This window comes from Paraburkholderia nodosa DSM 21604 (assembly GCF_000519185.1).
GTDB classification, from domain to species: Bacteria; Pseudomonadota; Gammaproteobacteria; order Burkholderiales; family Burkholderiaceae; genus Paraburkholderia; species Paraburkholderia nodosa.
Map to the genome: position 1 here is coordinate 187,766 of NZ_JAFA01000001.1, position 13,865 is coordinate 201,630.

Sequence of the window (13,865 nt, forward strand, 5' to 3'; positions counted from 1 at the left end):
AGGCGCCGCCGTTTCGGCGCAGCCGATTCCCGGTCCCGGCCATGACTCCGTCTTCCGATTCCGCAACCGCATCTGCCGCATCTGCCGCTTCTGCCGCCGCGCAGGAAGCGCCGTTCCCGAATCGGCTCTCCACGCGCATCGTTGTGCTTTCCACGGTCGCGCTCGCGCTCGTGCTCGCGATGATCAGCGGCACGCTCTGGCTTTCCTGGCAGCTCGAGGGCGGCGGCGCCGCGATCAACGACGCGGGCAGCCTGCGCATGCGCGCGAACGCGGTGGCGATCGCACTGTGGGAAGCCCGCACCGGCAAGCCTTCGCAAGTCGACGCCCAGATGCGCCAGCTCGACGAGACGCTGCGCGAATTGCGCGACGGCGATCCGGCGCGGCCGCTCTTTCTTCCCACCGATGCCGGCATCCACGCGCAGTTCGAACGCGTCGCGGCTGCCTGGAACCACACGCTCAAACCCGCTGCGCTGAGCGACCTCGCCGCCAGCGGGGGCGAGCCCTCGACGTACATCGGCCTGCTGTCCGGCTTCGTCGACGACGCGAACCGGCTCGTCAGCCTGATCGAGCGCGAGAACGCGCGCAAGACCGCGTGGCTGCGCATTTCACAGGTCGCGCTCGCGGCGCTGTCGTGTGTAGGCACGATGGCAATCGTCTATCTGCTTTACCAGTGGTTCGTGGCGCCCGTGCAGCGCTTGCAGGACGGGCTCGCGCGCATCGAGGCGCGGGAGTTCGACACACGGTTGCCGGTCGAAACGTACGACGAGTTCGGCCATCTCACACAAGGCTTCAACCGCATGGTCGCGGAGCTGCAGGCGCTGTATCAGGACCTTGCCGGGCGCGTGGACGCCAAGACCGCGCAACTGGCGGCGCAAAACCGCGAACTCGCGACGCTCTACGAGATGGCGGCGTTTCTCAACACGCCGGGCCCGGCGGAAAGCCTGTGCCACGATTTCCTCACGCGCGTGATGCGCGAATTCGACGCCGATGGCGGCACGGTGCGCGTCGTTTCGCCTGACGACGGCAATCTGCATCTGCTCGTCTCGGAAGGCATGCCCGAATCGATCACGCGCGCGGAGCAGTGCATGCCGGCGGCGGACTGTGCGTGCGGGGGCGCCACGGCCGAGGCGCCAGTCGTATTCGGCCTGATGGCGCAGCCAGGCGCGCGCGCAGCCGGCGGAGAAAGCGGCCTGAGCGGGGCTTTCACGCAGCGCTGCCTGAAGGCAGGCTTCGTGAGCGTCGCGGTGTCGGCCATCGTCGCGCAGAACGAGACGCTCGGCACGTTCTCGCTGCACTTCCGGCGCGAGCGGGAGATTGCGCCGTCGGGCGTTCAGCTGCTCCAGACGCTCGGCCGCCACCTGGGCGTCGCGCTCATGAACCGGCGGCTCGTGGCGCTCGGGCGCCAGCTCGCCGTGTCCGAGGAGCGCAATCTCGTCGCTCAGGGGCTGCACGACAGCATCGCGCAAGGCCTGAGCTTCCTGAAGATGCAGGTACACCTGCTCGACGGGGCGGCCGGGCGGGGCGACCTCGACGAGATCCGCGAGATCGTGCCGCTGCTCGCGGGCGGCGTAGAGGAAAGCTACGACGACGTGCGCGAACTGCTGCTGAATTTCCGCACGAAGCTCGGCCCGGGCAAGTTGCGCCTCGCCGTGGAGGACACCGTGGCGCGCTTTCGCCGCCAGTCGGACGCCGAGCTGACGCTCGACTATCGCGACGAAGACGGGCCGCCGCTGCCGCCCGACCAGCAGCTGCAGGTACTCTTCGTGCTGCAGGAGGCGCTCTCGAATGCGCGCAAGCATGCGGAGGCGCTGCACGTACAGGTGAGCGTCGTGAACGCGCGCGACTTCCGCCTGACGATCGAAGACGACGGCGTGGGCTACGATCCCGCCGATATCGCCTCGCGCGGCGAATCGCACGTGGGCTTTCACATCATGCATGAGCGCGCGAGACGTCTAGCCGCCGTGCTCACGCTGCAGAGCGCGCCGGGGCGCGGCGCGCGCGTCGAACTGGTGCTGCCCGCCGCGAGCCGCATGGCCGCGTGAATGCGGCCAATGAACCTGGCCGACGGCGTTACGATCAGAATCGGAAGACATCGCGACAAGACAACGATCCCCATGACCATACGCATCCTGCTCATCGACGACCACACGCTCTTTCGCTCGGGCGTGAGCGCGCTCCTGCAGCGCCAGCCTGACCTGGAAGTGGTCGGCGAGGCGTCGGACGGCGTGGAAGGCGTCAAGCGCGCGAAGCAGCACCTGCCCGACGTCGTCCTGCTCGACCTGAACATGCCGGGCCTCTCGGGGCTCGAAACGCTGCAACTGCTGGTGGAAGACCTGCCGGACACAGCGGTCGTAATGCTCACCGTCTCCGAGGAAGCCGACGAACTCACCGCCGCGATGCGCGAGGGCGCGCGTGGCTTCCTGCTCAAGAGCATCGACGCCGACGCGCTGGTGGCGGCGATCCGCAAGGCCGCGAGCGGCCAGCCGGTCATTACCGAGCACATGACGGCGAAACTCGTGGAGCAGATGCGCAAGCCTGCGCATCCGACCGGCGCGACCGGCACGGCTGGCGCCGCGCGAGCGAGTGCAGAGACGCTCACGGCGCGCGAGCGCGACATCGTGCGCGAGCTGGCGCGCGGCGCGAGCAACAAGGAGATTGCGCGTACGCTCGACCTGGCGGAGAGCACGGTGAAGATTCACGTGCGCAACATTCTGCGCAAGCTCAATCTCACGAGCCGCGTGCAGGTGGCGATCTACGCCATGGGGCACGACGGCATGACCGACGTGCCCGGCGAGCCGCGCGGGCGCTGAAGGCCGCGCACGGGCCTGGGAGAAAGCGGCTCAGACGAGCCGCAGATAGATCAGTTCGCGCTTGATATACGCGTAGAAAATCGGCGCGGCGATCACGCCTTGAATGCCGAACGCGGCTTCCATCACGAGCATCGCGACGAGCAGCTCCCACGTGCGCGCCTCGATCTGGCCGCCCACGATGCGCGCGTTCAGGAAGTATTCGAGCTTGTGGATCAGGATGAGGAACACGAGCGCCGTGACCGCCGCGGGCAGGCTCACGGTGAGCGCGATGGCGACGATCAGCGTGTTCGAGATCAGGTTGCCGATCACGGGCAACAGGCCCACCACGAAGGTCACCACGACCAGCATCTTCGCGAGCGGCAACGGCGCGTGAAACAACGGCAGCGCGAGCAGGAGGAAGAGGCCGGTGAACACCGTGTTGATCGCCGAAATCTTCACCTGCGCGAACACGATGCGGCGGAACGCGTCGGCGAAACGCGACACGCGCGCGACGAACGCCGTGGAAAGCGGCAGCCGCGTGGCGTTCTTCTGCGCGCCAATGGCGATGATCGCGCCGATGATCATGCCGATCACGATATGCCCGAAGATGCGCGCGGCGTTCTTGCCGCCCTGGCCGAGCTGGGTGGCGTGCTCGTGCATGAGCGCGAGCGCCTTGAGCTTCATCTGGGCGACGTCCACGGGCAGATAGGCGGCGATGGACTCGGGAATGCGTCCGCGCGCCTGGTCGACGAACGTCATCATCTGCGCCATGACCTTCTGCACGCTCGGTACGTCGCTTTCGAACTGCTCGATGACGCCCACGGTGAGCCCCGTGAGCACGCCCACGATCACGATGGAAACCAGCACCACGGAGAGCCAGCGTGCGCGGCTGCTCGACATGCGCCGCTCGATGAGCGGCGAAATGGTATGAACGAGCTGGAACACGAGCATGCCCGCGAGCAGCGCGCCGAGCAGGTTCAGGTGCAGGATTGCCAGCATGCCGGCGAGCGCGGCCACATAGCTGCCGATTTCCACTGCCGAAAGCTTCGGCAGGCTCATGTCGCTCGTGAGCCTGACCGGCCGTGGCCGCAGGTCGCGCACCTGTTTATCTTCGGTCGCTTCGTTGCGCTTGACCATGTTGGGTGTATTCCGTCTCCAAACTACGGGGGCGCTAGCGCCCCCGACCCGTTGTTGCTGCAGCTATTTCTACTGCTAAATTTCCGGCCCGGTTGTCAGCCCGCCTGGCGGGTCATTTTCCCGAGGCCGTGTCCAGCGCGGCGATCTGGCGCTTGAGCAGCGGCGCGAGATAGCGGCCCGTGAAGCTTGCCTTCGACTTCGCCACCTGTTCGGGCGTCCCCTGGGCCACGATCTGCCCACCGCCCGCGCCGCCTTCCGGTCCCATGTCTACGACCCAGTCGGCGGTTTTGATTACATCGAGATTATGCTCGATGATGACCACCGTGTTGCCCTGATCTCGAAGCCGGTGAATCACTTCCAGCAAAAGCGCGATGTCGTGGAAGTGCAGGCCCGTGGTCGGCTCGTCGAGTATATACAGCGTGCGGCCCGTGTCCCGCTTGGAAAGTTCGAGCGAAAGCTTCACGCGCTGCGCCTCGCCGCCCGAGAGCGTGGTGGCCGACTGGCCGAGGCGGATATAGCCGAGGCCCACATCCAGCAGCGTCTTGAGCTTGCGCGCCACCACCGGCACCGCCTTGAAGAACTCGTAGGCGGCTTCCACCGTCATGTCGAGCACTTCGCTGATGTTCCGGCCCTTGTATTGAATCTCCAGCGTTTCGCGGTTGTAGCGCTTGCCGTGGCAGACGTCACAGGGCACGTACACGTCGGGCAGGAAGTGCATTTCCACCTTGAGCACGCCGTCGCCCTGGCAGCTTTCGCAGCGCCCGCCCTTCACGTTGAACGAGAAGCGGCCCGACTCGTAGCCGCGTTCCTTGGCGGCCGGCACGCCCGCGAACAGTTCGCGGATGGGCGTGAAGAGGCCCGTGTAGGTGGCCGGGTTCGAGCGCGGCGTGCGCCCGATCGGCGACTGGTCGACGTTGATGACCTTGTCGAAGTGATCCAAACCCTCGATCGCCTCGAACGGCGCCGGTTCCGCCGACGATCCGTACAGATGCTGCGACACGGCGTGATAAAGCGTGTCGTTGATGAGCGTGGACTTGCCCGAGCCCGAGACGCCCGTCACACAGGTCAAAAGACCGACGGGCAGGTCGAGCGTCACGTGCTTGAGGTTGTTGCCGGAGGCCTCGACGATGCGCAGGCGGCGCTCGCCGGGCTCGATGCGCTCGTCGGGATAGTCGATCTGGCGCGCGCCCGAGAGGTACTGGCCCGTCATCGAGGCCGGATCGTGCTCGACTTCCGCCGGCGTGCCTTGCGAAATTACCATGCCGCCGTGCTCGCCCGCGCCCGGGCCCATGTCGACCACGTAGTCGGCCATACGGATCATGTCCTCGTCGTGCTCGACGACGATCACCGAATTGCCCAGGTCGCGCAGATGCTTGAGCGTGGAGATGAGGCGGTCGTTGTCGCGCTGGTGCAGGCCGATGGACGGCTCGTCGAGCACGTACATCACGCCCGTCAGGCCCGAGCCGATCTGCGAGGCGAGCCGGATGCGCTGCGCCTCGCCGCCGGAAAGCGTCTCGGCGCTGCGTTCGAGCGAGAGATAGTCGAGACCGACGTTATTGAGGAACATGAGGCGCGCGACGATTTCCTTGACCACCTTGTCGGCGATCTCGCGCTTTGCACCTTCGAGGTGCAGCGTCTGGAAGTAGCCGAGCGTGTCGCGCAGCGGCCAGCCGCTCACTTCATAAATGGCACGCGCCTCTTCGCCCGCGCCGATGCGCACGAAGCGCGCCTCGCGGCGCAGACGGGTGCCTTCGCAGTGCGGGCAGGCCTGGTTGTTCTGGTACTTCGAAAGCTCCTCGCGCACGGCGGCCGAGTCGGTCTCGCGGTAGCGGCGCTCCAGGTTCGGGATGATCCCTTCGAAGACATGCTCGCGCACTGACGTGCGGCCGCGCTCGTTGATGTACGAGAACGGAATCTCCTGCTTGCCGGAGCCGTAGAGCAGGATCTTGCGCACTTTCTCCGGCAGGTCCTCGAACGCGGTGTCGATGTCGAAGTCGTAGAACGCGGCCAGGCTCTGCAGCATCTGGAAGTAGAACTGGTTGCGCCGGTCCCAGCCCTTCACGGCGCCCGCCGCGAGCGACAGCGACGGGTGCGCGACCACGCGCTTCGGATCGAAGAACGTGATCTGGCCCAAACCGTCGCATTCGGGGCACGCGCCCATCGGGTTGTTGAACGAGAAGAGGCGCGGCTCCAGCTCCGGCAGCGAATACGAGCAGATCGGGCAGGCGAACTTCGAGCTGAACAGGTGCTCGCGGTTCGTGTCCATTTCGAGCGCGATGGCGCGGCCGTCGGCCAGACGCAGTGCGGTTTCGAACGACTCCGCGAGGCGCTGCTTCATGTCGGGGCGCACCTTCAGGCGGTCCACCACCACGTCGATGGTGTGGCGCTCGCTCTTCTTGAGCTTGGGCAGCGACTCCACCTCGTAGATCTTCGCTTCCCCTTCGTTGGCCGTGCCGCCGCCCGAGCGCACCCGAAAGCGCACGAAACCCTGCGCCTGCATGTCGTCGAAAAGCTCGGCGTGCTCGCCCTTGCGGTCCACGATCACGGGCGCGAGGATCATCAGCTTCGTTTCTTCGGGCAGGGCGAGCGCGGCGTCCACCATCTGCGAGACGCTTTGCGACTCCAGCGGAATCTCGTGGTCCGGGCAGTAGGGCGTGCCGATGCGTGCGTAAAGCAGCCGCAGGTAGTCGTGGATCTCGGTGACGGTGCCGACGGTGGAGCGCGGGTTGTGCGACGTGGCCTTCTGCTCGATGGAAATAGCCGGCGACAGACCCTCGATCAGGTCGACGTCGGGCTTCTCCATGAGCTGCAGAAACTGGCGCGCGTAGGCCGAGAGGCTTTCCACGTAGCGGCGCTGGCCTTCCGCGTAGAGCGTGTCGAACGCCAGCGACGACTTGCCCGAGCCCGAAAGCCCGGTGATCACCACGAGCTTGTGGCGCGGCAGGTCCAGATTGACGTTCTTCAGGTTGTGGGTTCGGGCCCCACGGATACGGATCTGTTCCATGAACCTGCGGGAGAAAGGGAGACCAAACCTGCTACTATAACGACTTTTCCAGACCGCCGTTACGGCTTGCTGACGGTCTTTGAAAGGGCCCGGAGCGGCAAGTGCAAGGGCCTCGAAAGAGGCGCGTCAGGGAGCGTCCGCTTAGTCCGCGCTGAGTCCAGTTACCAACGTGCGGGCCGTTGCGGCCTACAGCTGCAGCCCAAACACACCACGCTCCGATGTCCTCCAATTCACCCGCTACCTCCTCACGCATGAGCGCGCCCGAGTTGCGCGCGACCGTCTCGCTTGCGGCGATCTTCGCGCTGCGCATGCTCGGTCTCTTCATGATCATGCCGGTGTTTTCCGTCTACGCGAAAACCATTCCCGGCGGTGACAACCTTCTGCTGGTCGGCATCGCGCTCGGCGCGTACGGCGTCACGCAGTCGCTTCTCTATATTTTCTACGGCTGGGTTTCCGATAGGGTGGGCAGAAAGCCCGTCATCGCGACCGGCCTCGTCATCTTCGCGATCGGCAGCTTTGTCGCGGCGGGCGCGCACGACATGACGTGGATCATCGTCGGGCGGGTGATCCAGGGCATGGGCGCGGTATCGTCGGCCGTGCTGGCGTTCATCGCCGACCTGACCGCCGAGGAGCACCGTACCAAGGCTATGGCGATGGTGGGCGGCTCGATCGGCATGTCGTTCGCCGTGGCCATCGTCGGTGCGCCCATCGTGTTCCACTGGGTCGGCATGAGCGGCCTGTTCGCCCTGGTTGGCGTGTTCTCGATTCTCGCGGTGGGCGTGGTGATCTGGGTCGTGCCCGACGCGCCCAGCAAGCCCGTGCACGTGCGCGCCCCGTTCGCCGAGGTGCTGCACAACGTGGAGCTGCTGCGCCTGAACTTCGGCGTGCTCGTGCTGCACGCCACGCAAACGGCGCTGTTTCTCGTCGTGCCGCGCCTGCTCGTGGACGCGGGCCTGCCGGTCGCGTCGCACTGGATGATCTATCTGCCGGTCATGGGCCTCGCGTTCGTCATGATGGTGCCGGCCATCATCGTCGCGGAGAAACGGGGCAAGATGAAGGCCGTGCTCGTTTCTGCGATCGGTCTTATTCTGATCGGCCAGCTTTTGCTTGGCTCCCTCGCGCATACACTTGTCATCGTGTCGGCCGTGCTGTTCGTGTACTTCCTGGGCTTCAACATCCTGGAGGCTTCGCAGCCTTCGCTCGTGTCGAAGCTCGCGCCGGGCAACCGCAAGGGCGCGGCCACGGGCGTGTACAACACCACGCAGTCGATCGGGCTCGCGCTCGGCGGCGTGGTGGGCGGATGGATGCTCAAGCACGAAGGCGCGAGCGCCGTGTTTTACACGTGCTCGGGGCTCGTCTTGTGCTGGCTTATAATCGCGGCCAATATGAAGGCGCCGCCCAAGCGGGCAGAAGCCAGGCGGGCTTGACCCAGGCGGGCCTGAGTTAGAACCAACGGTTCACAGCAACGCAATTCGCGGAGGCGGTCCGCGACCGGTGCAGGCGCATGAGACACATCAGGCGCTCGCCGGCGCGCACCGCGCGGCCGCTCCTCGCAACGGAATCAAACAGGAGAAATTCATGGCATCCGTGAACAAGGTGATCCTCGTCGGCAACCTCGGCGCCGAACCGGAAGTGCGCTATCTGCCGAGCGGCGACGCCGTGGCGAACATTCGCCTCGCCACGACCGACCGCTACAAGGACAAGGCGTCCGGCGAGTTCAAGGAAATGACCGAATGGCACCGCGTGTCGTTCTTCGGGCGCCTGGCCGAGATCGTCTCGGAGTACCTGAAGAAGGGCTCGTCGGTGTATATCGAAGGCCGCATCCGCACGCGCAAGTGGCAAGCGCAGGACGGCACCGACCGTTACTCGACGGAAATCGTCGCCGACCAGATGCAGATGCTGGGTGGCCGCAGCGGCGGCGCCTCGACGGGCAGCGACATGGGCGACGACGGTGGCTATAGCAGCCGTGAGCAGTCCGCACCGCGTGGCGGCGGCCGTGCCGCAGGTGGCAACAGCGGCGGCGGCGCGCCGCGTTCGAGCGGTGGCGGTACTGGCGGCGGCGCAGGTGGCGGCCGTTCGAGCGCGCCGGCTGGCGGCGGCTTCGACGAAATGGACGACGATATTCCGTTCTAACGGCGTCCGAACGCATCTGCAGGACCTGAAGCCCCGGCTCGACCTTGCGGTCGAGCCGGGGCTTTTCATTTGTGCGTGCGGACCGGGCGAACTGAGCGAACGTAGCAAACTGAGCGAGTCGAGCGCCGTCCCGCTGCGACGTTTTCGCACACACAGTCGCTTCTCCGCCTCGAGCGACACGTTTTCTGATTTTTGTCACGGCAAAACTCCCGCCGGCGCGTCACCATTTAAAAGATGCATTAGTTCTGCATCTTACGAGACTGCTCGCGCCGTCGCCCCACAAGGAAAAGGAGAAAGCCGTGTTTTGCTATCAATGTGAACAGACCGACCGCACCCAGGCCACACCGGGGTGCGCCTCGGCCAAGGGCAACTGCGGCAAGGACGCCACGACTGCGGATCTGCAGGACCTGCTGATCTACGCGGCCAAGGGCATCGCACAGTATGGCGCGCTCGCGCGCGGCCTCGGCAGCCCCGATCGCGAAGCCGACCGCTTCATGCTCTACGCGCTGTTCACAACGCTGACCAACGTCAATTTCAACGCCAGCCGTTTTGTGGCAATGCTGCGCGAGGCCGCGCAACACCGCGACCGCGTGAAGTCGACGTACGAGGCGCTCGCGCTCGCGCAAGGCGTTGCCGCTGCGCAGCCGGGCGGCGCTGCGCTCTGGCAACCGGGCAACGATCTCGCCGAACTGCAGGCGCAGGCCGCGCTCGTCGGCATCAGGGCCGGACTCCCGAAGGTGGGCGAGGATGTCGTGGGCTTGCGCGCCCTCGTGCTCTACGGTCTCAAAGGCGTGTGTGCTTACGCCCATCACGCGCGCGTGCTCGGTTACGAGAGCGAAGAGGTCTACGCGGGCGTGGAGGCGGCGCTTGTGTTTCTCGCGAGCGAACCCACGCAGGCCGGCGATATCCTCGAACATGCGCTCGCGCTCGGCAACCTGAACCTCAAGGTGATGGAACTGCTCGATGCGGCGAACACGGGTCGCTTCGGCATGCCCGAACCCACTGCCGTGCGCGTGACGCCGGCGGCGGGTAAAGCCGTGCTGGTTTCGGGCCACGATCTCGGCGATCTGGAGGCGCTGCTCGAAGCCACCCAGGGCACCGGCGTGCAGATCTACACGCACGGCGAGATGCTGCCCGCGCATGCCTACCCGAAGCTCAAGGCGTATCCGCATCTGGCCGGCAACTACGGCGGCGCATGGCAGGACCAGCAATCGGACTTCGCGAACTTCCCCGGCCCGATCCTGATGACCTCCAACTGCCTGATCGAGCCGCTGCCGCAGTACCGTCAGCGCATCTTCACGACGGGGCCGGTCGGTTGGGCCGGCGTGCGCCATCTCGAGCATCACGCGTTCGCACCCGTCGTGCAGGCTGCGCTCGCGCTGCCGGGCTTCCGCGAAACGGCGCCGGAGGAAACCATCACCATCGGCTTTGCGCGCAACACGGTGCTCGGCTTGGCCGACAAGGTGATCGACGCGGTGAAGGCCGGCCAGATCCGCCACTTCTTCCTGATCGGCGGCTGCGACGGCGCTGCGCCCGGCCGCAACTACTACACCGAGTTCGCCCAGGGCGCGCCCGACGACACCGTCGTCATGACGCTCGGCTGCAACAAGTACCGCTTCAACCGCCACGGGTTCGGCGACATCGGCGGCATTCCGCGCCTGCTCGATCTGGGCCAGTGCAACGACAGCTACTCGGCGATCCAGATCGCCATCGCGCTCTCGAAGGCCTTCGACTGCGGTGTGAACGATCTGCCGCTCACGCTCGTGGTGTCGTGGTTCGAGCAGAAGGCCGCCGCGGTGCTGCTCACGCTGCTCGCGCTCGGCCTGCGCAACATCCATCTCGGACCGACGTTGCCCGCCTTCCTCACGCCGAACGTCCTCGACATTCTCGTCAAGCAGTTCGGCATCTCGCCGATCGGCGAGGCGCAAGCGGACCTCGCCGCGGCCCTCTCGCGCAAGGCCGCTTGAGCGCGGGTGAAAACGTCATGAGTTATCAAATCGAGCTCACCACGCGCGACGGCCAGGCGTTCGGCTTCGCGTGCGAGCCGGGGCAGGACGTGCTGAGCGCGGCGGCGGCGGCGGATATCACGTTGCCCTCGCAGTGCCGGCGCGGCAGCTGCGGCGCGTGCCACGCCACCGTGACCGAAGGGGCGTACACGCTCGGCGACCACAGTGCGGACGCGTTGCCGTCCGGCGATCCGCAGGTGGTTCTGCTGTGCCGCACGAGACCTTCGGCGGACTTGCGCGTCGCCGCGCCGTACGACGGCACGAAGGTGCTGCTGCAGCCGGTTGCCGCGCGCACGGCGCGCATCGCCGCGCTGGAAACGATCGCCGACGACACGCGCCGTCTCGAACTGCTGCTCGATGCCGACGACACGAGCGGCAGCGCCGCCGAGTTCGAGGCGGGCCAGTTCGCGGAGCTTGAGTTGCCGGAAGGCGATGTGAAGCGCCCGTTCTCGCTTTCCAACACGAGCAACTGGGAAGGGCGCCTCGAATTCCTCATCCGCCTGCGGCCGCAAGGCGAGTTTTCGGCGTATCTGCGCGAGCGGGCGCAGCCGGGCGACGTGCTCACCGTTCACGGCCCGCAGGGCGGCTTCGGTTTGATCGCCGACAGTCTGCGCCCGCGCTGGTTCGTGGCGGGCGGCACGGGTCTCGCGCCCGTGCTCTCGATGCTGCGCCGCATGGCCGAATTCGGGGAAATGAACGACGCGCGGCTCTTTTACGGCGTAAATCGCGAGAGCGAGCTTTTCCTGCTCGACGAACTGGACGCGCTTCGGGCGGCGCTGCCGCAACTGCACGTCGAGCTTTGCGTGCGCGAAGCGGGTGATGGCTGGCAAGGCTCGCACAGCACTCCCGTCGACGCGCTCGCCGCCGCGCTCGCTGAGGGTGGCGCGGCGCCCGACCTCTATGTTTGCGGCCCGCCCGCGATGGTGGGCGCCGCGCAGGCGGTGGCGGCGCGCGCGCGCGTGCCGTCCACGCAGTTCGTCAGCGAGCGCTTCACGGTCTGAGTAGCAATGCAGTGTGTAGTGTTTCTTCGTGTCTGATTGACCTCGCCTTCGGGCGGGGTTTTTTTTCGCGCATCGGGCGGCCAGGCACGGCAACTCTCTCAGCGATCAATTCAAGCGATTGACATTCAGTCATTAACTGTCAAAATGTCCAACATCATGATGCCCACCCGCAAAACCCGTTCCGGCCAATCCACTGACGAAAACGCGCTGCTCCTGCGCGAAGGCGGGAAGATCGTCGCGGCGCTCGGCCAGACGCTCGCGCCGCTCGTCGAGGTGGTGCTGCACGACCTCACGCGGCCCGAGCACTCCGTCGTGGCGATCGCGAACAATTTGTCAGGACGGCAGGTTGGCGACGCCGCCACCGAAATGGGTCTCGCGCGCATCACCGACTCCGGCTTTCCCGAAGTCGTGGCCAACTATCCGAACCGTTTTCCCGACGGGCGTCCGGCCAAAAGCACATCCATCGGCCTCAAGAACAGCGCGGGCGAGTATGTCGCGGCCCTCTGCCTGAACATGGATGTGTCGCTGATCGGCGCGGTGACGGCGGGCCTCGGCCAGCTGATCCAGACCAGCGCGGCTGCGCCTGTCGCCGAAACGCTCGCGCCGCGCGGCGTGGGCTGCGTGCGCGAGGCGCTCGAACGATTCGCCGCCACGCGCAACACCACGCCCATCGGCATGACGCTCGCGCAGCGCCGTGAGGCCGTGCGCGAACTCGCGGCAAACGGAATGCTGAACCTGCGTCATGCGCTCGCCGACGTGGCCACCACGCTCGGCGTGGCGCGCTCGACCGTCTACACCTACCTGCCAGCCGAAGAACGACCATGAGCACTCTGCCTATTACCTTCGAAGACGTCGCCGCCGCCCACGAACGCCTGCGTGGCGTCGCGCACCGCACGCCGGTTCTGACTTCGCGTACCGCGAACGAACGCACAGGCGCGCAGCTTTTCTTCAAATGCGAGAACCTGCAGCGCATGGGCGCGTTCAAGTTCCGCGGCGCCTATAACGCGATCGCGCAGTTCACGCCGGAGCAGAAGGCGGGCGGCGTGATCACGTTTTCGTCGGGCAACCACGCGCAGGCGATCGCGCTGTCGGCGCGTCTGCTCGGCGTGAAGGCCGTGATCGTCATGCCGCACGACGCGCCCGCCGTGAAGGTGGAAGCCACGCGCGGCTATGGCGGCGAGGTCGTCTTTTACGATCGCTATACCGAGGACCGCGAGGCGCTCGGCAAACGGCTTGCGGCCGAGCGCGGCCTCACGCTCATTCCGCCGTACGACCACGCGCACGTGATGGCCGGACAGGGAACCGCCGCCAAGGAGTTGTTCGAGGAAACGGGCGAGCTCGACCTGCTGCTCACGCCGCTTGGCGGCGGCGGGCTGCTCTCGGGCTGTGCGACTGCCGCGCATGCACTCTCTTCCGCGTGCACGGTGATCGGCGTCGAGCCCGAGGCCGGCAACGACGGTCAGCGCAGCCTGCGCACGGGTGAGATCGTCCACATTGACACGCCGAAAACCCTTGCCGACGGCGCGCAAACCCAGCATCTCGGCAACCTGACCTTCGCGGTGATTCGCGAGCGCGTGAGCGAGATCGTCACGGTGAGCGACGCGGAACTCGTCGATACGATGAAGTTCTTCGCGAGCCGCATGAAGCTCGTGGTCGAACCCACCGGCTGCCTCGCGGCGGCGGCCGTGCTGCACGGCAAGGTGGACGTGCGCGGCAAGCGCGTGGGCGTGCTCATCTCCGGGGGCAACGTCGATCTGCTGCGCTTTGCCGAGCTGGTTCAGGCCGCCGGCTAAAG

Annotated in this window: 10 protein-coding genes; 8 read left to right on the forward strand and 2 right to left on the reverse strand. The window is 66.4% G+C overall.

The features are described 5' to 3' along the window. Nucleotides 1–41 precede the first annotated feature (41 nt). Complete coding sequence (locus A3CW_RS0100900; protein ID WP_081771472.1) at nt 42–2,042, forward strand: type IV pili methyl-accepting chemotaxis transducer N-terminal domain-containing protein; 2,001 nt, start codon at nt 42–44, stop codon at nt 2,040–2,042. A gap of 72 nt (nt 2,043–2,114) precedes the next feature. Further along, entirely contained in the window at nt 2,115–2,810 is a 696-nt protein-coding gene (locus A3CW_RS0100905) for a response regulator (RefSeq protein WP_028201878.1), read from the forward strand. A 30-nt stretch (nt 2,811–2,840) separates the two neighbouring features. Here A3CW_RS0100905 and A3CW_RS0100910 read toward each other — a convergent pair whose 3' ends face one another. Then, nucleotides 2,841–3,926, reverse strand: a complete 1,086-nt coding sequence (locus tag A3CW_RS0100910) for an AI-2E family transporter (RefSeq protein ID WP_028201879.1) — start codon at nt 3,924–3,926, stop codon at nt 2,841–2,843. 112 nt (nt 3,927–4,038) lie between these two features. Further along, nucleotides 4,039–6,930, reverse strand: coding sequence for an excinuclease ABC subunit UvrA (gene uvrA, locus A3CW_RS0100915; RefSeq protein WP_028201880.1), 2,892 nt, complete (start codon nt 6,928–6,930; stop codon nt 4,039–4,041). 218 nt (nt 6,931–7,148) lie between these two features. Here uvrA and A3CW_RS0100920 point away from each other — a divergent pair, with 218 nt between their 5' ends. The 6 genes from A3CW_RS0100920 to A3CW_RS0100945 all read left to right on the forward strand — a co-directional run bounded on the left by A3CW_RS0100920 (nt 7,149) and on the right by A3CW_RS0100945 (nt 13,863). Next, nucleotides 7,149–8,357: an MFS transporter gene (locus A3CW_RS0100920; RefSeq protein ID WP_322787933.1), complete on the forward strand. Its 1,209-nt coding sequence runs from the start codon at nt 7,149–7,151 to the stop codon at nt 8,355–8,357. 151 nt (nt 8,358–8,508) lie between these two features. Further along, entirely contained in the window at nt 8,509–9,063 is a 555-nt protein-coding gene (locus tag A3CW_RS0100925) for a single-stranded DNA-binding protein (RefSeq protein WP_028201882.1), read from the forward strand. A gap of 299 nt (nt 9,064–9,362) precedes the next feature. Continuing rightward, nucleotides 9,363–11,030, forward strand: a complete 1,668-nt coding sequence (gene hcp, locus A3CW_RS0100930) for a hydroxylamine reductase (RefSeq protein ID WP_028201883.1) — start codon at nt 9,363–9,365, stop codon at nt 11,028–11,030. A gap of 17 nt (nt 11,031–11,047) precedes the next feature. Further along, nucleotides 11,048–12,070 carry an FAD-binding oxidoreductase gene (locus A3CW_RS0100935; protein ID WP_028201884.1) on the forward strand — a complete coding sequence of 341 codons (1,023 nt, stop codon included), beginning with the start codon at nt 11,048–11,050 and terminating at the stop codon, nt 12,068–12,070. A 144-nt stretch (nt 12,071–12,214) separates the two neighbouring features. Further along, nucleotides 12,215–12,895 (forward strand): helix-turn-helix transcriptional regulator, encoded by a 681-nt coding sequence (locus A3CW_RS0100940; RefSeq protein WP_245623507.1) that lies wholly within the window; start codon nt 12,215–12,217, stop codon nt 12,893–12,895. Further along, entirely contained in the window at nt 12,892–13,863 is a 972-nt protein-coding gene (locus A3CW_RS0100945; RefSeq protein ID WP_028201886.1) for a threo-3-hydroxy-L-aspartate ammonia-lyase, read from the forward strand. Before A3CW_RS0100940 ends, A3CW_RS0100945 begins: the two co-directional genes overlap by 4 nt. Nucleotides 13,864–13,865 lie beyond the last annotated feature (2 nt).

What these genes read in the sequence shown, in the direction of transcription:
- A3CW_RS0100935 (WP_028201884.1), top strand. Translation starts at nt 11,048, where the DNA reads ATGAGTTATCAAATCGAGCTCACCACGCGCGACGGCCAGGCGTTCGGC.
- uvrA (WP_028201880.1), bottom strand. Translation starts at nt 6,930, where the DNA reads ATGGAACAGATCCGTATCCGTGGGGCCCGAACCCACAACCTGAAGAAC.
- A3CW_RS0100925 (WP_028201882.1), top strand. Translation starts at nt 8,509, where the DNA reads ATGGCATCCGTGAACAAGGTGATCCTCGTCGGCAACCTCGGCGCCGAA.
- A3CW_RS0100905 (WP_028201878.1), top strand. Translation starts at nt 2,115, where the DNA reads ATGACCATACGCATCCTGCTCATCGACGACCACACGCTCTTTCGCTCG.
- A3CW_RS0100910 (WP_028201879.1), bottom strand. Translation starts at nt 3,926, where the DNA reads ATGGTCAAGCGCAACGAAGCGACCGAAGATAAACAGGTGCGCGACCTG.
- A3CW_RS0100920 (WP_322787933.1), top strand. Translation starts at nt 7,149, where the DNA reads ATGTCCTCCAATTCACCCGCTACCTCCTCACGCATGAGCGCGCCCGAG.
- A3CW_RS0100900 (WP_081771472.1), top strand. Translation starts at nt 42, where the DNA reads ATGACTCCGTCTTCCGATTCCGCAACCGCATCTGCCGCATCTGCCGCT.
- A3CW_RS0100940 (WP_245623507.1), top strand. Translation starts at nt 12,215, where the DNA reads ATGTCCAACATCATGATGCCCACCCGCAAAACCCGTTCCGGCCAATCC.
- A3CW_RS0100945 (WP_028201886.1), top strand. Translation starts at nt 12,892, where the DNA reads ATGAGCACTCTGCCTATTACCTTCGAAGACGTCGCCGCCGCCCACGAA.